This is a genomic window from Paenarthrobacter sp. NPDC089988 (assembly GCF_044748465.1).
Taxonomy (GTDB): Bacteria; Actinomycetota; Actinomycetes; order Actinomycetales; family Micrococcaceae; genus Arthrobacter.
Genome location: NZ_JBIVGD010000005.1, coordinates 112,724 through 133,526 on the forward strand (window position 1 = coordinate 112,724; position 20,803 = coordinate 133,526).

General features: G+C 64.3%; 20 protein-coding genes. 11 read left to right on the top strand and 9 right to left on the bottom strand.

What is annotated here, in order from left to right:
• Nucleotides 1-6: 6 nt before the first annotated feature.
• Nucleotides 7-1,284, bottom strand: a complete 1,278-nt coding sequence (locus ACIPV6_RS08730; protein ID WP_400270488.1) for a branched-chain amino acid ABC transporter permease — start codon at nt 1,282-1,284, stop codon at nt 7-9.
• Between the two features lie 401 nt (nt 1,285-1,685).
• On the opposite strand from ACIPV6_RS08730, the gene ACIPV6_RS08735 reads away from it, so the two are divergent.
• Nucleotides 1,686-2,609, top strand: coding sequence for a Bax inhibitor-1/YccA family protein (locus ACIPV6_RS08735; protein ID WP_400270489.1), 924 nt, complete (start codon nt 1,686-1,688; stop codon nt 2,607-2,609).
• 66 nt (nt 2,610-2,675) lie between these two features.
• On the opposite strand, the gene ACIPV6_RS08740 is transcribed toward ACIPV6_RS08735, so the two are convergent.
• The 3 genes from ACIPV6_RS08740 to galT are packed head-to-tail and all read right to left on the bottom strand — an operon-like array spanning nt 2,676 to nt 6,267.
• On the bottom strand, nt 2,676-3,914 hold the full coding sequence (locus tag ACIPV6_RS08740) for an acetyl-CoA C-acetyltransferase (RefSeq protein WP_400270490.1): 1,239 nt from the start codon (nt 3,912-3,914) through the stop codon (nt 2,676-2,678).
• A gap of 53 nt (nt 3,915-3,967) precedes the next feature.
• Complete coding sequence (gene galK, locus ACIPV6_RS08745) at nt 3,968-5,128, bottom strand: galactokinase (RefSeq protein WP_400270491.1); 1,161 nt, start codon at nt 5,126-5,128, stop codon at nt 3,968-3,970.
• On the bottom strand, nt 5,125-6,267 hold the full coding sequence (galT, locus tag ACIPV6_RS08750; RefSeq protein WP_400270492.1) for a galactose-1-phosphate uridylyltransferase: 1,143 nt from the start codon (nt 6,265-6,267) through the stop codon (nt 5,125-5,127). The genes galK and galT overlap by 4 nt, the downstream gene beginning before the upstream one ends.
• A 99-nt stretch (nt 6,268-6,366) precedes the next feature.
• On the opposite strand from galT, the gene ACIPV6_RS08755 reads away from it, so the two are divergent.
• From ACIPV6_RS08755 to ACIPV6_RS08770, 4 genes are read left to right on the top strand one after another with little or no spacing between them, the layout of a single operon-like run.
• Nucleotides 6,367-7,317 carry an aldose 1-epimerase family protein gene (locus ACIPV6_RS08755; RefSeq protein ID WP_400270493.1) on the top strand — a complete coding sequence of 317 codons (951 nt, stop codon included), beginning with the start codon at nt 6,367-6,369 and terminating at the stop codon, nt 7,315-7,317.
• A gap of 58 nt (nt 7,318-7,375) precedes the next feature.
• The gene (locus ACIPV6_RS08760; protein WP_400270494.1) at nt 7,376-8,656 is read left to right on the top strand and encodes an AI-2E family transporter; all 1,281 of its coding nucleotides are present in this window, start codon (nt 7,376-7,378) and stop codon (nt 8,654-8,656) included.
• Nucleotides 8,657-8,659: 3 nt separating this feature from the next.
• On the top strand, nt 8,660-9,898 hold the full coding sequence (ilvA, locus tag ACIPV6_RS08765) for a threonine ammonia-lyase (protein ID WP_400270495.1): 1,239 nt from the start codon (nt 8,660-8,662) through the stop codon (nt 9,896-9,898).
• A 12-nt stretch (nt 9,899-9,910) separates the two neighbouring features.
• The gene (locus tag ACIPV6_RS08770) at nt 9,911-10,528 is read left to right on the top strand and encodes a rhomboid family intramembrane serine protease (protein WP_400270496.1); all 618 of its coding nucleotides are present in this window, start codon (nt 9,911-9,913) and stop codon (nt 10,526-10,528) included.
• A 134-nt stretch (nt 10,529-10,662) separates the two neighbouring features.
• Here ACIPV6_RS08770 and greA read toward each other — a convergent pair whose 3' ends face one another.
• The gene (gene greA / locus ACIPV6_RS08775) at nt 10,663-11,157 is read right to left on the bottom strand and encodes a transcription elongation factor GreA (RefSeq protein ID WP_400270497.1); all 495 of its coding nucleotides are present in this window, start codon (nt 11,155-11,157) and stop codon (nt 10,663-10,665) included.
• A 153-nt stretch (nt 11,158-11,310) separates the two neighbouring features.
• Nucleotides 11,311-11,769, bottom strand: a complete 459-nt coding sequence (locus ACIPV6_RS08780; protein WP_397324732.1) for a DUF4307 domain-containing protein — start codon at nt 11,767-11,769, stop codon at nt 11,311-11,313.
• 66 nt (nt 11,770-11,835) lie between these two features.
• On the opposite strand from ACIPV6_RS08780, the gene mca reads away from it, so the two are divergent.
• The 3 genes from mca (at nt 11,836) to ACIPV6_RS08795 (ending at nt 15,257) form a co-directional block, all read left to right on the top strand.
• Nucleotides 11,836-12,738, top strand: a complete 903-nt coding sequence (gene mca, locus ACIPV6_RS08785) for a mycothiol conjugate amidase Mca (RefSeq protein ID WP_400270498.1) — start codon at nt 11,836-11,838, stop codon at nt 12,736-12,738.
• Between the two features lie 100 nt (nt 12,739-12,838).
• Nucleotides 12,839-13,120: a hypothetical protein gene (locus tag ACIPV6_RS08790; protein ID WP_397324735.1), complete on the top strand. Its 282-nt coding sequence runs from the start codon at nt 12,839-12,841 to the stop codon at nt 13,118-13,120.
• Nucleotides 13,098-15,257: a thioredoxin domain-containing protein gene (locus tag ACIPV6_RS08795; RefSeq protein ID WP_400270499.1), complete on the top strand. Its 2,160-nt coding sequence runs from the start codon at nt 13,098-13,100 to the stop codon at nt 15,255-15,257. Before ACIPV6_RS08790 ends, ACIPV6_RS08795 begins: the two co-directional genes overlap by 23 nt.
• Nucleotides 15,258-15,267: 10 nt before the next feature.
• Here ACIPV6_RS08795 and ACIPV6_RS08800 read toward each other — a convergent pair whose 3' ends face one another.
• Nucleotides 15,268-15,909, bottom strand: a complete 642-nt coding sequence (locus tag ACIPV6_RS08800) for a hemolysin III family protein (protein ID WP_400270500.1) — start codon at nt 15,907-15,909, stop codon at nt 15,268-15,270.
• A 158-nt stretch (nt 15,910-16,067) separates the two neighbouring features.
• On the opposite strand from ACIPV6_RS08800, the gene ACIPV6_RS08805 reads away from it, so the two are divergent.
• Both ACIPV6_RS08805 and ACIPV6_RS08810 read left to right on the top strand, forming a co-directional pair.
• A complete protein-coding gene (locus ACIPV6_RS08805; protein WP_397324740.1) occupies nt 16,068-16,829 on the top strand; it encodes an isoprenyl transferase in 762 nt (253 codons plus the stop codon).
• A 274-nt stretch (nt 16,830-17,103) separates the two neighbouring features.
• Entirely contained in the window at nt 17,104-18,498 is a 1,395-nt protein-coding gene (locus tag ACIPV6_RS08810) for a PhoH family protein (RefSeq protein WP_400270501.1), read from the top strand.
• Nucleotides 18,499-18,678: 180 nt separating this feature from the next.
• Here the strand turns inward: ACIPV6_RS08810 and ACIPV6_RS08815 are convergent, their stop codons facing one another.
• Both ACIPV6_RS08815 and ACIPV6_RS08820 read right to left on the bottom strand, forming a co-directional pair.
• Nucleotides 18,679-19,323: a GNAT family N-acetyltransferase gene (locus ACIPV6_RS08815; protein ID WP_400270502.1), complete on the bottom strand. Its 645-nt coding sequence runs from the start codon at nt 19,321-19,323 to the stop codon at nt 18,679-18,681.
• A 66-nt stretch (nt 19,324-19,389) separates the two neighbouring features.
• Nucleotides 19,390-20,196 carry a hypothetical protein gene (locus ACIPV6_RS08820; RefSeq protein ID WP_400270503.1) on the bottom strand — a complete coding sequence of 269 codons (807 nt, stop codon included), beginning with the start codon at nt 20,194-20,196 and terminating at the stop codon, nt 19,390-19,392.
• A gap of 61 nt (nt 20,197-20,257) precedes the next feature.
• On the opposite strand from ACIPV6_RS08820, the gene ACIPV6_RS08825 reads away from it, so the two are divergent.
• A complete protein-coding gene (locus ACIPV6_RS08825; RefSeq protein ID WP_400270504.1) occupies nt 20,258-20,788 on the top strand; it encodes a prepilin peptidase in 531 nt (176 codons plus the stop codon).
• The last annotated feature ends 15 nt before the right edge of the window (nt 20,789-20,803 follow it).

Consider the following 20,803-nt stretch of genomic DNA (forward strand, 5'->3'; position numbering starts at 1 on the left):
CCGCTCCTAACCCACACGCTCACGCCGGCCGAGGATACCCTGGGGCCGGAACAGAAGGACAACGATCATGATGAACAGGGCGCCCACGTACTTGAGGTCCGCTGGAAGCCCGAAAACGGTGGTCAGTTCCACAAAGATGCCGACGACGATCGAACCGATCAGCGCGCCGAAGACTGTTCCCAGGCCACCGAGCGTCACGCCGGCGAAGATGAGCAGCAGGATCTGCGAACCCATGTCGAACGTGACTCCGGGACGGTAGTAGGCCCACAGGATCCCACCGAGGGAGGCAAGCACGCCGCCTACGATCCAGACGATCCGGATCACTGAGTCCACGTCGATGCCCGAGGCAGCCGCGAGTGCTGGGTTGTCCGCCACCGCACGGGTGGCTTTGCCCAGGCGCGTCTTGAGCAGGACGATGCCGATCAGGGCGATGACCACCGCACTGATCACCAGGGACCACAGGTTGTTGGGCGAGATGGAAATGGGGCCGAGTTGGATTTCTGCGCTCTGTGCGCCTGGCAGTTGCTGGGTGGCTCCGCCGAAGTAGAACTGGATCACATAGCGGATGGCCAGGGCCAGGCCGATGCTGACGATCATCATGGGAACCAAGCCGGTGCCGCGGCGGCGCAGCGGACGCCAAAGACCGGCATCTTGGGCGTAGCCGAAGAGGCCGCCGCCCACCAAAGCCAACAGGATCGCGAGCCAGAACGGGAACCCGAATCCGTTGAAGAGGAACACCAGGACGGCGCCAAGCGTGACCATCTCGCCGTGGGCAAAGTTGGTCAGGCCCGTTGTTCCGAAAATGAGCGACAAACCAACGGATGCCAAGGCCAGCAGGAGGCCGAAGCTGAGGCCCGCAACCAGGCGGTTGAGGAGGTTCTGGCCGAAGTCCTGTTGCTGGACCACGATGCCCTTGCCGAAGGCGAAGATCACGGACAGGTTGGATGTTTGGCTGAACGTGACATTGCGTGGATTTTCCTGGCCGTCGGCCAGTTTGATGCCGTCCGGCAGGGTGGAGGTATCGAGTTCGATCTTGTAGGTGCCCTGGACCGGGACTCCGATGTTCCATGCACCGTTGGTGCCGGATGTCGCCTCGCCTTCGAATCCGTTTCCTGAGGCTTTGATTTTGACGCCGGCTATGGGCGCCCGGGCGTCGTCGCGGAGGAATCCGCTGATGCTGTTCTGGAAATTGGTGGCTGATGGCGAAGGCGAGGGGGTGGTTGCCTCCGCCGCGGGAGCGGCGATCAACAGAGTGGCGATGAGGGCCGCGAAGAACGCCCCCATTGCTCTCCGTAGTCCCTTGGACCGTCTGATGGACGGGTCGCGCAGTGTGCTTCTCAAAATGGAAACCTCCACAGTGGGGGTGGTCCCGGCTGCGCCATTGCAACCGGTGCGAACGGACACGGGGCTTGGTACATTTCCTGCCTGCGTCTCAAAATGTGACCCAAGTCACCCATGCTGTGGCTATGTTACCGCTCAGTGCGGCTAAAAAATGCAGGGCCAAGGGGTCCAAAGGTCGCGATCAGGTAACAAAAGTGACGCAGCAGGCAACTGCCCTCCACTGTTCCAGCGCCGTGTCACGGTTGGGTTTCTTCTGGATGAACATGGGAACTTTCCCTGCCGCGCATGCGTGGTAATTGGTACCGTGAATTATCACTCAGCCCTTTTTCAGGAGGACACCCGCAATGGCACTTGGCGGAAACCCGATCTTCAACGGAAAGAATTTCCGTGGAGCCAAACAGGCACCGTCTGTACCGCAAAATCCGTATGGCAACCCCTACGGCCAGCAGTTTAACCAGGTACCCGGACGTGCCCCCAGCCAGGTCATGGATGGCCAGGCAGCATGGTCTGCCCAGCAGCAGAGCATGACCAACGAACAACTGCAGCAGATGTACAACCAGCCTGCCGCAGGTCCGGCCGATACCGGCCGCATGACGTACGACGACGTCATCATGAAGACCGTCATGTGCCTCGTCGTCCTGGTCCTTGGCGCCGGCGTCACCCTCTTTGTCGCCCCGACATTGGCCACCACGCTCATGATTGTGGGCGCGTTGGGCGGCTTCGTGCTCGCCCTCGTGAACACCTTCAAGAAGCAGCCGTCACCTGCGCTGATCCTTGCTTACGCCGGACTCGAGGGCCTGTTCCTTGGCGGCCTCACCCGGATTCTTGACGGAATGTTCCCCGGCGTCGGCCTCCAGGCAGTCATCGGTACCTTGGCAGTCTTCGGCGTCACGCTCCTGCTCTTCAAGAGCGGCAAGGTCCGTGCCACGCCCAAGATGATCCGCTTCTTCATGATCGCCACCATCGGTTACGCAGTGTTCGCGCTGATCAACCTGGTGATGATGTGGACCGGTGCCGTGCAGGAGCCCTTCGGCCTGCGCACCAGCGTCACCATCGCCGGCATTCCGCTGGGTGTTTTCATCGGCATCCTCGCGATCGGCCTCGCCGCCTTCTCCTTGATCATGGACTTCACCAGCATTGAGGAAGGCGTCCGTGCCGGCGCTCCGGAACGCTATTCCTGGGTTGCCGCGTTCGGCCTGACGGTCACCCTGGTTTGGCTCTACGTTGAAATCATCCGCCTCCTCGCCATATTGCGCGGCGACGACTAAGGACGACTCAGCGAGCTACACGGAAAATGCCCCCGAATATTTCGGGGGCATTTTCCGTTTAAACATTCAGCTCAGGCGTTCGAAGACCATGGCCATTCCTTGGCCGCCGCCCACGCACAGGGTGGCCAACCCCAGTGTCCCGTCGCGTTCTTTGAGCCCGTGGATCAGGGTGGTGGTCATCCGTGCTCCCGTCATGCCGAAGGGGTGGCCCAGAGCGATGGCACCGCCATGGACGTTCAGCTTGTCCGGGTTGATGCCCAACTCCCTGGCGCTCGCGATCACCTGGACGGCAAACGCCTCGTTAAGTTCCACCAGGTCCACGTCATCGATGGTGAGCCCGGCCAGGGCCAGTGCCCGCCGGGTCGATTCCACCGGACCCATTCCCATGAGTTCGGGCGAGAGTGCGCTGACACCGGTGGAGACCACCCGCGCCAAGGGCTCAAGGCCCAGGTGCCGTGCCCGGATGTCGCTCATGACCACCAGCGCCGCGGCGCCGTCGTTGAGCGGACAGGCGTTCCCTGCGGTGACGGTTCCCTCGGCTCGGAAGACAGGCTGGAGCGCGGAAACGCCTTCCAATGTGACGCCGGAACGGGGGGAGTCGTCGGCGCTGACCACCGAGCCGTCCTTACGCGTATACGGGGTGATTTCCCGCGCGTAGAAGCCCGAGGCAATGGCATCTTCTGCCCGGTTTTGGCTCAGCACGCCCCATTCGTCCTGCTCGGCCCGGGTGATCCCGTAGTTGGTGGCCACGTTTTCCGCGGTCTGTCCCATGGCGATGTAGATGTCCGGGAGCCGGCCGCCCAGCCGTGGATCGGTCCAGGGAATGTTGGACGCCGCACGCGCTGCCGTCCTTTGGGCAGCGGCTTCAAAGCGGGGGTTGTGGTTGGCGGCGTCCGTTTCGCCGGCACCCTTCCAGTTCTGGTACCGGGAGACACTTTCGACGCCGGCGGCCACCACTGCGTGCGCCTCGCCGGCCTTGATGGCGTGGAAGGCCATGCGCAAGGTTTGCAGGCTCGAGGCGCAGAACCGGTTGACGGTGGCTGCCGGCACGTTATCCAGTCCGGCCAGGACGGCAACCACCCTGGCCATGTTGGAGCCGGCCTCGCCGCTGGGTTCGGCACAGCCAAGCAGGATGTCGTCCAAGCCGTCACCGTTGAGCGCAGCGGCGTCAAAACCTGGGATTCTGGCCAAGGCGGCCTGCACCATGGCTGTAGCAAGATCGTCGGGGCGTTCGTCCTTGAGGGAGCCTTTGAAGGCCCGGCCGATTGGACTTCTGGCAGTGGAAACAATGACGGCCTCAGTCATGGCCCCAGCTTACGCCCGGTATTCTTACGCAAGCTGGGGACCAGCACAGCCTTTCACGCCAAGCGAAGCGCTCCCGGCGCCGGAGTCACGGTGAAGATGTCCGGTTCGGTGAAGCCGGCCTGGGCAAAAGCACGTTCGACGGCGTCACGCACCTGCCGCTCCTGGCCCACCGGAGTAAGGGCGATGGCTGAGCCGCCGAAGCCGCCGCCGGTCATCCGGGCTCCGATGGCGCCGTTGGTCCTGGAGGCCTCGACGGCCAGGTCCAGTTCCGGGCAGGAAATCTCGAAGTCATCCCGCATCGAAGCATGGCTGGCGTCGAGCAGGGCGCCGATGCTCGCTGGGCCTTGGCTGCCCAGCAGTTCCACTGTCTGCAGCACACGGTCGTTTTCCGTCACCACGTGGCGGACGCGGCGCAGCGTGGTTTCATCCAGGACACCGGAAGCCTCTTCAAGGTCTTCCACACCCACATCGCGCAGGGCTGTGACGCCCAGGACCTCTGCACCCAACTCGCAGGACGCCCGGCGCGAGGCGTACCCGCCGTCGGCGTGGGAGTGGGAAACCTTGGTGTCGATAACCAGCAGCACCAGCCCCGCGGATTCTGCATCGAAAGGGACCAAGTCCACACGCTGGTCCCGGCAGTCAAGGAACACTGCATGGCCCTTGGCGCCTCGGAGGGAGGCCGACTGGTCCATGATTCCCGTCGGGGCGCCAACAAAGATGTTCTCGGCGCGCTGCGTTTCCAGGACCAGTTCTTCGGCACCCAAACCAGCGTCCGTGAGCTCGTTCAGTGCCGTGATCACTGCACACTCAATGGCGTGCGAGGAGGACAGCCCGGCGCCCAGGGGCACGTCGGAATCCAGCAGGAGGTCGAAGCCAGGCACCGTGATTCCGCGTTCCTTCAGGGCCCAGGCCACGCCCAGGGGGTAGCGGGACCACCCTTGGCCTGAGCCGGGCTCCAGGCCCTCCAGTGAGGTTTCCAACAGCCCGTGCCCACCGAAGGTGGAGAGGAGGCGAACGGTGGAGTCGTCGCGGAGCTTGAGGGCAACTTTGGCGGTCTTGTCGATCGCGAACGGCAGCACGAAGCCTTCGTTGTAATCGGTGTGCTCTCCGATGAGGTTCACCCGTCCCGGTGCCTGCCACACGCCGTCGGGGGCTGTTCCGAACGTCTCCTGGAAGCGTTCGGCCAGGGCGCTGGTGTCTGTGGTGGTGGTCATGCGGGGGAGCCTTCCAGGGTCTTGAGGGAGGGGTTGCCGGCGACGCTGCGCAGGCGTTCGGCCACGGCCTCCGGAGTGGTGTCGTTGATGAACGCACCCATAGCCGCCTCCGAGCCGGCCAGGTATTTCAGCTTATCCGCGGCGCGCCGGGGTGAGGTGAGCTGAAGGTGCAATTGGCCGGCGGGCCGGAGTGAAGAATCCAGCGGAGCTTGATGCCAGGCCGAGATGTAGGGCATGGGCGTTGGATACAGCGCGTCCAGGCGCTGGAGCAGATCCAGGTACACGTGGGCCAGTTCGTCCCGCTCCTCCCCGGTCAGGGCTGCGAGATCGGGAACGTGCCGGTGTGGAACCAAATGGATCTCCAATGGCCAGCGGGCAGCGAAGGGAACGTAGGCGCTGAAATGGCGTGCTTCCAGCACCATGCGGCTCCCGTCTTCCCGTTCGGCCCTGAGCAACGACGCCCCGAGCGTTTCCTTCGCGGCGACGTCGTCGTAATACTTCCGGGCAACCGCGCCCAGGCTGGCCGCGCGCGGTGTTACGTAGGGGTAGGCGTAAATCTGGCCGTGCGGGTGGTGCAGCGTTACTCCAATGTCCGCGCCGCGGTTCTCGAAGGGGAACACCTGCTTGATGCCGGGCAGGGCGCTCAAAGCTTCGGTGCGTTGGGCCCACGCTTCGATGACCGTGCGGGCGCGGGTCTCACCCAGCTCCGCGAAGGAGCCGGTGTGCTGCGGAGTGAAGGCCACTACCTCGCAACGGCCGAACGCGGCTCCCTTGATCCCGTGTCCTCCGCTGGCAGGGGCCTGTGGGATATCGCCCAGCACAGGACCCAACGAGGGGAAGCGGTTCTCGAAGACCACCACGTCGTAGTCGGGAGCAGGTATCTCCGACGGGTTGGCTGCCGTGGTGGGGCAGATGGGGCACTGCTCAGCCGGTGGAAGGTGGGTGCGGCTCTGGCGGTGGGCAGCCACGGCAACCCACTCTCCGGACAAAGCGTCGTACCGCACCTCTCCGGGTTCCCCACGGGCCGGAAGGTCCCGGTGGTCCACCAAGGACCCGGGTGTCCGTTCGGGAGTCCCGGGGTCGTCGAAGTAGATCAGCTCGCGGCTGTCGGCAAGGCGGGAACTGGTGATGCGACTCATGAGCCCATCATTCCATAAGCAATCAAAAACGCATAGTTTCTAACAAAAATTAACATCGCTCTGATCGGGCCAAGCGCGGGCGTGCAGTACGGTATTCCCATGCCTGACTCTTCCCCTATCCCAGAAGCAGAAACCCGGTCCGACGCGCGCCGCTTTGCCACGGGCCGCCAATTCGAACTGCGCCGCAGTGATGCGCTCGCAGTCGTCACCGAACTGGCTGCCGGTCTCCGCCTCTACTCGCGCAGCGGTGTCCAGCTGACCGAAAGCTACGGGGACGCCGATATTCCGCCGGGTGCCACGGGAATCACCCTGGCGCCGTGGGCCAACCGCGTGGAAGACGGTGTGTGGCACATCGAGGGCAAGAAGCAGCAACTCGACGTCACCGAGGTGTCCCGCAACAACGCCAGCCACGGCCTGCTCAGGAACGCCGGGTACGCGCTGGTGGATGAATCCGAGTTCTCCGTGACCCTGGAGGCCACGGTCTTCCCGCAGCACGGCTACCCCTTCCTGGTCCGCCACCGGGTCCGCTATGAAATTGACGCCAAGCTGGACCTGCACGTTGAGCAAACCCTGCTGAACGATTCGGATGCCCAGGCCCCCTTCGTTCTCGGGGCCCATCCTTACCTGCGCCTCGGTGACGTCGCTCCGGAAGACCTGATGTTGAGCGTCAAGGCGGGAACCCGGCTGGTTGCCGACGAACGCTTGATTCCACGGAGCACCGCCCCCGTGGAAGGCGATTTCGACTTGTCCGGGGGTCGCTCCGTAGGCAGCCTGGACATAGACGTCGCCTTCACCGATTTGGCGTACGACGGCGGTACTGCCCGCCACACGCTGAGCGCACCGGATGGGCGCAGCGTGAGCCTGGTGCAGGACCGGAACTGCCAGTATGTCCACGTGTTCGTGACTGACACGTTCCCGGGCCGGAGCAAAGCCGTGGCGCTGGAACCCATGACGGGTCCGGCCAACGCCTTCAACAGCGGAGACGGCCTGCGTTGGCTGGCACCCGGTGAGTCCTTCACCATGACCTGGGGTATCAGCGCTTCGCTTTAGCCGGTCTGGTGGGTGGTGCCGGTTTCCCATACGGGCCGGGCTGCGGAATTATGGGTTCATGACGCCAACACCGGACGCCAAAACCCGTTCAGACCGCCAGATCGCCGAGGACATACCGTACGGTGTGCGCATAGCGGCCGCATGGTCCTGGCGGGCCGGCCTGATTCTTGTGATGATCGGCATCCTCGTCTGGCTGCTTGGCAAGGTCAGCTTCCTCATCATCCCGGTCATGGTTGCCGCCCTGCTTGCAGGCCTGCTCTACCCCGTGGTCGTTTGGCTGCGCAACCTCAAGGTTCCCAATGGACTGGCTGTAGCCATCACGGTGCTGGCCTTCATTGGAGTGATCGCCGGGGCCCTGGCGCTGGTGGGACGTCAACTCGTCCAGGGCTTTGGCGAGCTTTGGCAGGAAGCGCTGGCAGGTATCCAGCAGATCCAGACCTGGTTGGCCGACGGCCCTTTGCACCTGACTGCCGATCAAATCGACAAGTACATCGCCGACGCAGCAAACGCCCTGCAGAACAACAGCAGCAGCATCCTGAGCGGAGCGCTGTCCTTCGGCAGCACGGCAGGCCACTTTGCGGCCGGACTGGTGCTGGCACTCTTCATCCTTATCTTCTTCCTGCTGGAGGGGAGCCGGATCTGGGCCTTCCTGGTCCGGTTGCTCCCCAAGAAAGCCCGGCGGGCCACGGATGGGGCCGGCCGCCGCGGGTGGACCTCCATGGTCAACTATGTGCGGATCCAGATGTTCGTCGCTTTCGTGGATGCCGTGGGCATCGGTGTCGGAGCCGCAATCATCCAGGTCCCCTTGGCGTTGCCCCTGGCTGTACTGGTGTTCATCGGCTCGTTCATTCCCGTGGTGGGTGCTCTGGTGACCGGTGCCATCGCTGTCCTGCTGGCCCTGGTAGCCAACGGGCCGGTCAACGCGTTGATCATGTTGGCGATCGTGCTGTTGGTCCAGCAACTCGAGAGCCACATCCTGCAGCCACTCGTCATGGGCAAGGCAGTCGCGCTGCATCCGGTGGCCGTGATCCTCACCGTGGCCGCCGGTTCCTACCTCGCAGGCATCCCGGGAGCGCTCTTTGCCGTTCCAATCCTCGCCGTAGTAAACACGGCCGTTCGCTACATTGCCGGGCGGACGTGGGAACATGATGGGGGACTGGGCGCGGCAGGCGCCGCAACCGCCGAAGGTTCACCGGGGCCTGACGGCGACTCCAATTTCAAGGACGTCGCCCTTCCCGCCGGTCGTACCCGCGGCGGCGCCAGTTCCGACAGCAAGGCCAAGGCCTCAGGAGGCGTCCCCACGGAGCCGACTGACGCCGACACCAACAAAGGAGAATAGCCCGTGAATACCCTCGAAACCCTGCCCGTCACGCTGGACGATGTCCTCAAGGCGCAGGAGTTGCTCGAGGGCATTATTACCAAGACTCCAGTGGAGTCGTCACGGGCACTCGGCACCCTTGTTGGCGGCAACGTCTTCTTCAAATGCGAGAACCTGCAGCGCGCCGGCTCGTTCAAGGTCCGCGGTGCCTACGTCCGCATGGCCCGCCTCTCCGAGGACGAAAAGAAGCGTGGCGTCGTAGCGGCCTCCGCCGGTAACCACGCCCAAGGTGTAGCAGTCGCCGCGAAGAGCCTGGGCATCAACGCCCGTATCTACATGCCGCTCGGCGTGGCACTTCCCAAACTTGCCGCTACCCGCAGCCACGGCGCCGAGGTGGTCCTGCACGGCCACAATGTAGATGAAGCCCTGGCCGAGGCGCAGCGTTACGCCAACGAGACCGGTGCGGTCTTCGTCCACCCGTTCGACAACGTGGACGTGGTGGCAGGGCAGGGAACCATCGGGCTCGAAATCCTGGACCAGATCCCGCACGTGGATACCATCCTCATGGGCGTTGGTGGTGGCGGCCTGCTGGCCGGTGTGGCCGTGGCCATCAAGGCCAAGGCCAAGGAACTGGGACGCGACATCCGTGTCATCGGCGTGCAAGCGGAAAACGCTGCCGCCTACCCGCCGTCGTTGGCTGCTGACGCCCTGGTGCCCCTCAAGAAGGTCTCCACCATGGCAGACGGTATCGCCGTAGGCAGGCCGGGACAGCTCCCGTTCAGCATCATCCGCGAACTGGTGGATGACGTCGTAACAGTCAGCGAAGACTCCCTGGCACGGGCGCTGATCTTCCTGCTGGAGCGGGCCAAGATGGTGGTGGAACCGGCCGGCGCGGTGGGAGTGGCCGCACTGATGGACGGCAAGATCGAAAACCCGGGGAACACCGCCGTCGTGCTTTCCGGCGGCAACATCGATCCGATGCTCATGCTGAAGGTCATCCAGCGCGGTCTCTCCGCAGCCGGGCGGTTCATGACCGTCCGGATGATGCTGGACGACCGCCCCGGTTCCCTGGCCACAATCGCCCGCATCATCGCGGAAAACGACGCCAACGTCACCGGGCTGGACCACACACGCCTGGGCGGCTCCATCAGCATGGGCGACGTATCCATCACCATCAACCTGGAAACCAAGGGCCACGAACACGGGGAACAAGTGCTGGGCGCGCTCCGCGCCGAGGGCTTCCAGCCGATCGTGGTGCACTGACGGGAGGTTGGCATGGTGCTCGAAACGCCCGATGGTTCAAAGGCCGAGGCCCGCGATTCGCTCGCGGGAAGGGCCAAGGGCGGGCTGCTCTTCATGGGCTGCTTCGTGGTGTTGCTCTACGTCATTGAGTTCCTGAATACGCTCATGATGCACGGGCTCAACCGCACGTTCGGCTTGCGTTCGCGCTCCTTCGACGGCGTCCTGGATATCCTGACCTTCCCCCTGCTCCACGCCAACCTCAACCACTTGCTCTCCAATACGCTGCCGCTGTTGATCTTCGGCTTCCTGGTGTTCCTGGCCGGGCTGAGGGTGTTCATCACGGCACTGGCGTTCAGTTGGCTGGGATCCGGCCTGACCGTCTGGCTCATCGGCGGGGGAGGAGTCACCGTTGGCGCCTCCGGACTGGTGTTTGGATTCTTTGCCTTCCTGCTGGTCAGGGGATTCTTCAACCGCAGTTGGTGGCAGATCCTGTTGTCCGTGGTGCTCTTCATGGCCTACGGCAGCATCCTGTTCGGCGTGCTGCCCACCGTGATGGGGTACATCTCGTGGCAGGCGCATCTGGGCGGCGCGATCGGCGGCATCGTTGCGGCGATCCTCCTGCGCCCCAAACCCATGGCCACCACCCCGTAGGTCCAACTAGGGGACAGCTCCTGCTCTACCCAAGCCCCGTAGCGACATTTGCTGTCCCCCAGTTGGGTGAGCCGGGGACAAAAAACGCCGGCCTCCCGCGAAGGGAGGGCCGGCGTTCTTCGTTGGGTGAAGTGTTAGCCTGCGTATGGCTTGGCAGAAACGATCTCCACGGAGATTTCCTTGCCGTTGGGGGCGGTGTAGCTGAGCTTGTCGCCCTCCTTGTGGCCAATGATCGCGGCACCGAGCGGGGACTTCTCCGAGAAGACGTCGATGTCCGAGTCGCCGGCGATCTCGCGGGAACCAAGGAGGAACTTTTCCTCGTCTCCGGCGATCTTGGCAATGACCAGCATCCCGGGCTCAACAATTCCGTCGTCGGCGGGGGCTTCGCCAACCTGGGCATCGCGCAGGAGCACGGTGAGCTGGCGGATACGGGCCTCGATCTTGCCCTGCTCCTCCTTGGCTGCGTGGTAGCCGCCGTTTTCCTTGAGGTCGCCTTCCTGGCGCGCGGCTTCGATCTTCTGGACGATATCCGCCCGGCCGGCGCCGGAAAGGTGGTCCAGCTCAGCCTTCAAGCGGTCGAAAGCTTCCTGGGTAAGCCAAGCTGCTGTGGCGCTGTTGGTGGTAGACACGGATTTCTCCTCTTGATCTGACAAAACAAAAGACCCCGCCGAGGTGGCCACTCGTGAAACTCAGTAACCAACTAAACGGGGGTGAAGGTTCTATCCATTGTAGTAAATCCTTTGGATGAACCCAAACCGGTTGAGTGCTGCGTCACACGATTGTTATTTGCCGCTGTCCGTGATCCAGCAATTGTCAACCACGCCGGACACTGCCGCGGATTCGGTGATGAGGACCGTCCGCTGGGCGGTGGTCCGCCCGCCGTCGGCATCCTGTTGGGGGTCATTCGGCCCGATCTCCACCACTTTCCACCCCACTACGGCGAACTTGGAGTCCATGGCCTTAATGGCGCATTTCGCCGTGGCTGAGGGGGACTTAGTGACCTGGTAATCCACCTCGGCCTGGGTGTCATCCACGGTGCTGTAGCCGATGTCCTTGAAGGTGACGGGAGCCGTGGCGGAACCGGTGGCGACGTAGGCGGCGAAACCGATGCCCACCACGAGGGCTCCGATGATGATGTTCCTCTTGGACTTCCGGGTCAATCCGCGCTTTTGGCCACCGTAGCGATTGGCTAGGCTGTTGTCTGCCGGAAGTTTGGTGGCCGATGCGTCCTCTGAAGTCACCCATCCAGTTTAGTGCGGATCCCGGCAGTCCCTAATTTGCACCAGCCATGAAAGAGGAGCCGTCCCGTGACTGCGTCCACCGAGACAGAGCAGCTTCGCCTGCTTGCCGTCCATGCCCACCCGGATGACGAGTCCAGCAAGGGTGCAGCAACCATGGCAATGTATGCCGCGGCCGGAGTCGAGGTCATGGTGGCTACGTGCACTGACGGATCACGCGGAGACATCCAGAACCCTGCCATGGAGGATGCTCCGCACCCCAAGCGGGACATGGCGGGTGCACGCAGGTTGGAGATGGCGAACGCTGCGGCAGTCCTCGGCATCCAGCAGAGGTGGCTGGGATTCGTGGATTCGGGGCTTCCGGAGGGTGTTCCGCTGCCTGCGTTGCCCGCAGGTTGCTTCGCCCTGCAGCCCTTGGAGCGTGCCGCTGCGCCACTGGTACGTTTGGTGCGCGACTTCAAGCCGCACGTGATCATCAGCTACGACGAAAACGGCGGCTATCCGCACCCGGACCACATCATGGCCCACAAAGTGGCCGTGGCAGCGTTCGAGGCAGCCGGAGACCCGGAGCGGTATCCGGGCATCGGCGAACCGTGGGCGCCCAGCAAGCTTTACTACGACCGCGCCTTTAGTCCCGAACGTTTCCGTGCCCTGCATTTCGCGCTGGAAGAAGCCGGTTTGCAGTCACCGTACGCCGAGCGGCTTGCAGCCTGGCTCGAAGCGGACGCCGAGGGCCACACACCGCCTGTGCCGGCACACCAGACCACCACGCAGATTGATTGCGGTGACTTCTTCGAGGCGAGGGATGATGCCCTCAGGGCGCACCGGACCCAGATCGACCCGGTAGGTTTCTTCTTCGCCGTGTCCCCGGACCTGCAGCGCACGGCATGGCCTTGGGAGGACTACACGCTGGTCCAGTCCAAGGTCACGTCCGAGCTGCCGGAAAAGGACCTCTTCGCAGGGATAAGATAGGTAAGTACCGGGTTTCTATCGCTCGTAGAATTCTCCCCGGGACCAACCAGTTCCCAGCCCGCTGGACCGGCATGCATCAGCTCCCATAGAAGGTTTGAACGTGCACCACTTGATCCTCGCCCTGACCGTCAGCCCGTCGCCCGACCCCACCGGCACGCTGCGTCCGGGCCTGTCCGAGGATCAGGTGACGCCGGGTACGTGGGGCTTTGTCCTGACCGCCTTCATCGTGATCCTTACCACTTTCCTCATTGTGGACATGGTCCGGCGCATCCGACGCGTCCGGTACCGCGCACAAGTGGAGGAAGCGCGACTGGCCGCCGAGTCAGGATCGGCTGACGCTCCGACGGATGAGAACGGCGATGCCGCTCCCGGGCCCCGCTGACCCGCAGGAAAACACGTGGCCCGGGGCTTCCAATGCCCTGGGCTTGGAGCCGAGCGCCTATTTGCGCCAGCATGCCGCCAATCCGGTGTTCTGGCGACCTTTCGGCGATGAAGCCTTTGCCTTTGCGGTGGAACGCGACGTTCCGGTCTTCCTCTCGATCGGCTACGCGGCCTGCCATTGGTGCCACGTCATGGCCCATGAGTCCTTCGAGGACCAGGCCACAGCCGACTACTTGAACGCACACTTCGTGCCCGTCAAGGTGGACCGTGAGGAGCGCCCGGACGTCGATTCGGTGTACATGGCAGCCACCCAGGCCATCAGCGGCGAGGGTGGCTGGCCGATGTCCGTCTTCCTGACTCCGGACGGGCTCGCCTTCCATGCAGGTACGTACTTCCCGCCCACACCCTTGCCCGGCAGGCCATCCTTCCTCAACGTCCTTGAAGCGGTCCACGAAGCCTGGGTGGAGCGGCGCGAAGCCGTTGAGCAAAACGCCCGCGGTTTGGCCTCGAACATGGCCAACGCCCAGATGTCCGCGGCGGTACGGCTTGATGGTCCGCCCGAGGTCATTGATGCCGGGTTGCTGTCCGACGCAGTTGGCCTGTTGGCGCGGTCGGAGGACGTGGCCGCCGGTGGCTTTGGCGCCGCCCCCAAGTTCCCGCCGTCGGCCGTTGTGGAATTCCTGATCCGGCACGCGGCGGCACCCTCCGAAACCGCCGAAGCGGCGAGGGACATGGCAGGCCGGACCCTGGCCGGCATGGCTCGCTCCGCCGTGCGGGACCAGCTCGACGGCGGGTTCGCCCGGTATTCGGTGACGGCGGACTGGTCCGTTCCCCATTTCGAAAAGATGCTCTACGACAATGCCCAGCTCCTGCGTGCCTATACGCACTGGGTCCGGCTGGGCGGAAATGCGGTGTTCCCCGTTGAGGAAGCCGCCACCGTTGCCTCGGCCTGCGCCAACTGGATGGTGTCTGCCCTTGCCGTGGAAGGGGGCGCCCTGGCATCCTCCCTCGACGCCGATACCGTGGTGGACGGCGCCCATCACGAGGGCGCGGCCTACCTGTGGACGCCTGACTCGCTGCAGGAAGTCCTGGGTACCGGCGACGCCGAGGCCGTTGCACGGATCATGAACGTGGGCACGGAGGGCACCGTTTCAGCCCTTGGCTCGCCGCTGCATCCCGGGAAGCTGCTGACCGGCCCCGAAGCCAGGGTGTGGGAACGCGTGCGCCCGGCGCTTCTGGCCGCGAGGGACAAGCGCAACCAGCCCGCGCGGGACAACAAGGTGGTGGCCGGGTGGAACGGCCTGGCGGTAGCGGCCCTGGCGGAAGCCGGAGCTGTCCTGGAGCGGCCGGGACTGGTCGCGGCTGCCGAGGGCATCGCCGACTACCTGGAGCGTGTCCACTGGAATTCCGGCGAAAGCCTGCTGACGCGCGTCTCGCACGATGCCGCGCCGAGGGGGATCGGCGGACTCTTGGAGGACTACGCCTTCTGCGCCGAGGGCTTCTTTGCGCTCTACGCCGTGACGGGGCAGAAACGCTGGTACGGCCTGGGCGAAAGCCTTGTCCTGGCCGCGAGCGAACGGTTCGTGGCAAACGGCCAGCTCGCTGACTCGGCCGGTGAATCTGCCCAGGTCTTCAACGCCCAAGGGCAACATGCCGCGCTGGATCCTTTCGACAACGCCACTCCCAGTGGTGCTGCCGCGTTCGCTGGTGCGTTGCTGACCTACTCGGCCTACTCGGGATCCCACGATCACCGCCTCATGGCCGGCAACATCCTGGGCTTGCTTCCCCCGATCGCCAGCCGCGCGCCCCGGGTGGCTGGCTGGCTCCTGGCCACGGCGCAGGCCGCCCTTGCAGGGCCGCTGGAGGCCGCCGTCGCCGGTCCGGACACGCCGCTGCGGCGCGAACTCCACCGGGCGCTGCTGGCTTCGGCCAGCCCGGGCCTGGTGGTCGCCATTCAAACCGCGGACGACGGCGGGTCCCCGGCAGCCGCCGTCGAGGTTCCGTTGCTGCTTCACCGCTCAGGCCGCCCTGACGGCTCGCCGCAGGTGTACTTGTGCCGCGGGATGGTGTGCGAACGCCCTGTGGGGACACTGGCCGAGGTGGAAGCCAGGCTGGCCGCGATGGTTTCCGGAGACTGAGCCGCGGGTCCTAGCTCAGGACGGCGATCATGATGGCGACGAAGTGCGCCGCGAAAGCGAACACCGTGAAGGCGTGGAAGAGTTCATGGAAACCGAAGTGCGTAGCGCTGAAATTCGGCCTCTTGATGCCGTAGAACACGGCTCCCGCGATATAGAGGGCACCGCCAACGCAGATGAGCACGGCGGAGGCCACATTGGCGGCGAAGAACTGCGGCAGGTAGAACAAGGCACCGCAGCCGAGGGCAACGTAGATGGGCACGTACAGCCACCGCGGTGCGTGGGTCCAAAGCACGCGGAACAGCACTCCGGCGATGGCTGCGGACCAGATGGTCCACAGGAGCGTGACTGCCGCGGGCCTGTCCAGGAGTGACCAGGCAAGCGGCGTGTAGCTGCCTGCTATGACCAGCATGATGTTGGTGTGGTCCAACCGCTTGAGCACTATCCGGACCCTGTCATTCCAGTTGCCGCGGTGGTACAGGGCACTGACTCCGAAAAGCATGACTCCCGTCAGGGCGTAGATGGCCGAGGTGATTTTACGGTCCGCGGTGGGTGCCAGCGTCACCAGGACAATCCCGGCGGCAAGTGCAAATGGTGTTGCCACAGCGTGAATCCAGCCGCGCCACAGGGGCTTGATGATGAGCGTGTCAGCCATTGTTAAAGAGTAACCTACGGTCCGGTAAGTTACTTGTGGGTAAGGTTGCTCCGCCCCGTTCCTGGGCAGCTGCTGCACCAGCCTGCCAGCTCGGGCAGGTAGCCTTGGATGTGCGCGTCGTTCGATTGATCAGAGCAAGGAAGTCAGGTGAGAGTCCGGTGGAGCTGCCCGGTTTCCTCTACGGCTTCTACGAACGCCGGCTCCTCAGATCGCTCGACCACCAGAAGATTCCGCGCCACGTCGGCGTCATGGTGGACGGCAACCGCCGGTGGGCGCGCCAGTTCAACGCACCCACCAGCGAAGGGCACCAAGCGGGAGCGGACAAGATCCACGAGTTCCTGGGATGGTGCCAGGAACTGGGCGTCAAAGTAGTGACGCTCTACATGCTCTCCACGGACAACATGAGCCGCTCCGGCGAGGAACTGGACCTGCTCATGGGCATCATTGCCAACACCATGGACCGCCTGGATGAGAACGAGGATATTTCCGTCCATGCCATGGGGGCGCCGGAACTCCTTCCCGACTACCTTGCCGAGCGGCTCAACAAGCTCACTGCCCGGACGCCGGTCCACGAGAAGATCCACGTCAACGTGGCCGTGGGCTACGGTGGGCGACGGGAAATCGTGGATGCCGTCCGGGAACTCCTCCAGGACGCCGCTGCCAAAGGCCGTAACATGTCCGAGGTTGCAGATGAACTCTCGGTGGACGACATTTCACGTTTCCTCTACACCAGGGGCCAGCCCGATCCCGACCTGGTCATCCGCACCTCCGGTGAACAGCGGCTCTCCGGCTTCCTCATGTGGCAGAGCGCCTATAGTGAGTTCTACTTCTGCGAAGCCCTGTGGCCTGCTTTCCGCAAAGTCGACTTCCTGCGGGCCTTGCGCGACTACGCAGGCCGGCAGCGCAGGTTTGGCTCCTGAGGGGCCCGATTCCTCATGGTCATTGCAACCACCGTTGGGTGAACTTCCGTTAATCCCGAATTCACGCTGGGACTGACGACTTGCCGACGCCACAAAGAGGAATTTCCTGTGGCTGGGATTACGTTAAACCCATCAGCAGGCAAAACCGCCCGCTGATCGGGGAGGCCAGTAGATGGAGCGGATCATCGCACCAGTTACAGGGGAGGCCACGCCCGGCCTTCCGGCCGAGCCGCTTCACCATAAGGCCGGGCGAACGCCCGGGGCTGGAGTCGATGTGGCTATTTCAGAGCAACTGCCCGCAATGGTTTCCGACGGGGAAAGTGCAGCTACCTCTCGCGCCAAGCGCGCCACCAAAGGGACAAAGAAAACGGCGGCTCCCGCAGGCCGGAGCTACGTCATAGATACCTCCGTCCTGCTCTCCGATCCGCACGCACTGCTGCGCTTCGCCGAGCACGAGGTCATCGTTCCGATCGTGGTCATCAGCGAACTCGAGGGCAAACGCCACGATCCGGAACTGGGCTATTTTGCCCGGAAGGCCTTGCGGCTCATGGACGACCTGCGGATAGAGCATGGCGGCCTGGACCACCCTATTCCCTTGGGAAACGATGGTGGCCTGCTCAGGGTGGAAATGAACCACATTTCGCCGGACGTCCTCCCGGCGGGCTTCCGCGGCGGCGACAACGACAGCCGGATCCTGGCCGTCGCGAAGAACCTGGCCAACGAGGGCCACAACGTCACCGTGGTCTCCAAGGACCTTCCCATGCGCGTCAAGGCTTCGGCCATGGGCTTGCACGCGGATGAGTACCGCAACGAACTGGTCAAGGACTCGGGCTGGACCGGCCTGGCCGAAATCGAAGCCAGCGAACAGGAAGTCAGCACCCTCTACGGCCACGAACCGGTCTTCATCCCGGCCGCGGCCGAACTGCCCGTGAATACCGGCCTGGTGGTCCTCTCCAACCGCGGCTCGGCACTGGGCCGGGTTGGTTCGGACAAGCAGGTCCGATTGGTCAAGGGAGACCGGGATGTCTTCGGCCTCCACGGCCGCTCGGCAGAACAGCGGCTAGCGATCGACCTTCTCATGGACCCGTCCGTGGGCATCGTTTCCATCGGCGGGCGCGCCGGCACGGGCAAGTCCGCGCTGGCCCTCTGTGCGGGCCTCGAAGCCGTCCTCGAACGCCGCGAGCACCGCAAGGTAGTGGTCTTCCGTCCCCTGTACGCAGTAGGTGGACAGGAACTCGGCTACCTGCCCGGCTCCGAATCCGAGAAAATGAACCCGTGGGCGCAAGCGGTGTTCGATACCCTCGGTGCGCTGGTCAGCCAGGAAGTTGTGGAAGAAGTCATGGACCGCGGAATGCTGGAGGTCCTGCCGCTCACGCACATCCGCGGCCGCTCCCTGCACGACGCATTCGTGATCGTGGACGAAGCACAGTCATTGGAGAAGAACGTCCTCCTGACGGTCATGAGCCGGATCGGACAGAACTCCAAGATTGTCCTCACCCACGACGTCGCCCAGCGTGACAACCTCCGCGTGGGCCGGCACGACGGCGTCGCAGCCGTCGTCGAAACCCTCAAGGGACACCCGCTGTTCGGCCACATCACGCTGACGCGGTCCGAGCGGTCGCCGATCGCGGCCCTCGTGACGGAGCTGCTTGAAGGGGCAGAAATCTAGAGTTCTGGTGCCCAAGGGCCGTGGCCGGGGTCGCCGGGCCACGGCCCTTCGCCGTCGCTTAGACACAACGCATAAGGCCCCCTTCGGTCGCTGGGCGACCTTGCCGGGCCCGACGCGTCGCGATGCGCTCCTCTGCGAAGGACCGCAGCACGGCTGTCGCGCTAGTGCCGTCGGCGCCGGTCAGAGTCCAAGGTAGGTGGAAAGTCCTTCGTGGCCTTGGACGTTGAGGGTCCAGTCGGGGCGTTTGAAGGATTCCGGCGTGAGGCGGACTTTTTGGACGTCCTCCACCTCGGTGCCCCACGTGGTGCGCGTGAGGCCGTTGGGTTCGTAGCCGAGGCTGGTGGAGACGCCCAGGGATTGCTGGTTCCAGACAGCGGCCTCGGACTCGGCCACTTCCGCTTTCAGGTAATCGAAGGCGTAGCTGACGACGGCGGCGCGCATCTCCTTGCCGACGCCGCGGCCTTGCGCGGCTTGCTTGAGCCACGATCCTGTATGCACCGTTCGGAGGACCGCGAACTTCGCGGCCGCCAGGTCCTGGACTCCGAGGAAATCGTCGCCTTGCCAGACGCCCAGGAGCAGGGTCCACTCATCCGGGGTGAATCCGGCCCGGCAGCGCCAGTACCACTGGGCCATGTTGGGGGCCAGCTGATCGTCCGGAAGCTCGGCCCACGGTGTGCTGAACGGGCTCTTGCCGGGCTCGTGGATTCCGGACCGGGCAGCAGCCACGGCGGCGGGGATGTCGGCGTCGAGAATGGGACGCAGGACGAGGCGGGGAGTGGTGAGCGTGAGTCCGAACGGGGGCCAGATGTTTGCCAGCGAGGTCATCGCCGCAGTCTAGCGTGGCTGGAGCGGGGCTTGAGGTCACGCGGCTTCCTGCAGGGCCGCGCAGCGTCAGGCCGCCGGGCCGATGTCCCAGGAGATGTGCCGCCGGACATCGGTCAAGTTCATCGACTCGGCAAGGAAGAGATCATCCAGCATGTACTCGTCCACGGCCAGGATCTTGAGCCAGTGGCCTTTGCCGGAGGATTCGCCATCCAGCGACTGGCTGGCGACGCAGACTCCCGTGGCAGCGTCAACACGGACCAGCGTCCGTCCCGGGTGCGCCAACGGTTCGGCGGGATCCGAAGGCTTGTACGTCCGCCCCCGGGTGACGACCACCTCCAGTGCCGGGCGCCCCTCGTGGTCCACTTGGCGGGGTTCATCGAAGGACACCGGGTTGGTGTCCGGGAACTCCAAGGGTACTGGTGCGTTGCCGGCGAGCTCGATGGGATCGAGGGCGGCGGCGAGCCGGCCGTTTCCGAACGACGGCTCACCGTAGGCGGCTTCCGGACGGCGCCGCACCAGGCCGCCGTCGTCGTAAACAGGTGTCACCAGATGCGGCGGAAGCAGCCACGAGCGGCGCGTGGCGCTGACATAGAACTCATCCCTGGAGTCGTTGATCCCCGTGGTGCTGTAAAGGAGCTGGCCATCCGGGGTCTCCAAACGGAGCGCTCCGGGACGCCTGAGCCAGGCCCGCACGATGTTGGCGCCCGTCCCAGGCCGCTCAAGGTATTCGAACCGGAGGCTGGTCCACTTCCAGGGCGATGAACGGCACAGGTTCCGGAATGTGGAGGACAAGTCGGAATGATCCCCTGAATGCCCGTTTGAGGGTCCAAATCCCGGCGGCAGGCCGGGTCCATCTGCACTGTAGCGCCCCATATCCACAGTGTACCCAGAGGTTCAATCCGGTCCCGGGGGCAATCCGGGATAGCATCCGAGGGTGATCCGACGACTCGCCGAACTCTGGGACGCCGCCCCTTTAGCCTTCTGGCTGGTGCTGTTGGCGTCCCTCTATTTCGTGGTCATTGCGGTGCGGCTCGCGGTGATCGACGTTCGAAGCCATTTGCTGCCCAACCGCATCGTCTTCCCGTCGTACGGGGTTGCGGGAGCCCTGCTCCTGGCTGCGGCGCTGCTCTCTGGCTCACGCATGGACGGCGCAATGGCAGGGATTCCAGGGCTCGCGGTGCTTGCCGGCGCTGCCGCCCTGTGGGTCCTCTACTTCCTGCTCCGGCTCGTCTATCCACCCGGTATGGGATTTGGCGACGTGAAGCTGGCCGGAGTGTTGGGCTTGTACCTCGGCTACCTGGGCTGGGCCCACGTAATCGCCGGAACGTTCCTGGCGTTCCTCCTGGGCGGGCTGTGGGGGCTGGTCATCGTTTTGACCAGGAGGGGCAGCCTCGCCTCGGCGATTCCCTTCGGACCGTTCATGCTGGCAGGGGCGGCCGCAGCCATGGTTGTCCTGCCTGCATGACGCCGTAAGCTGGCT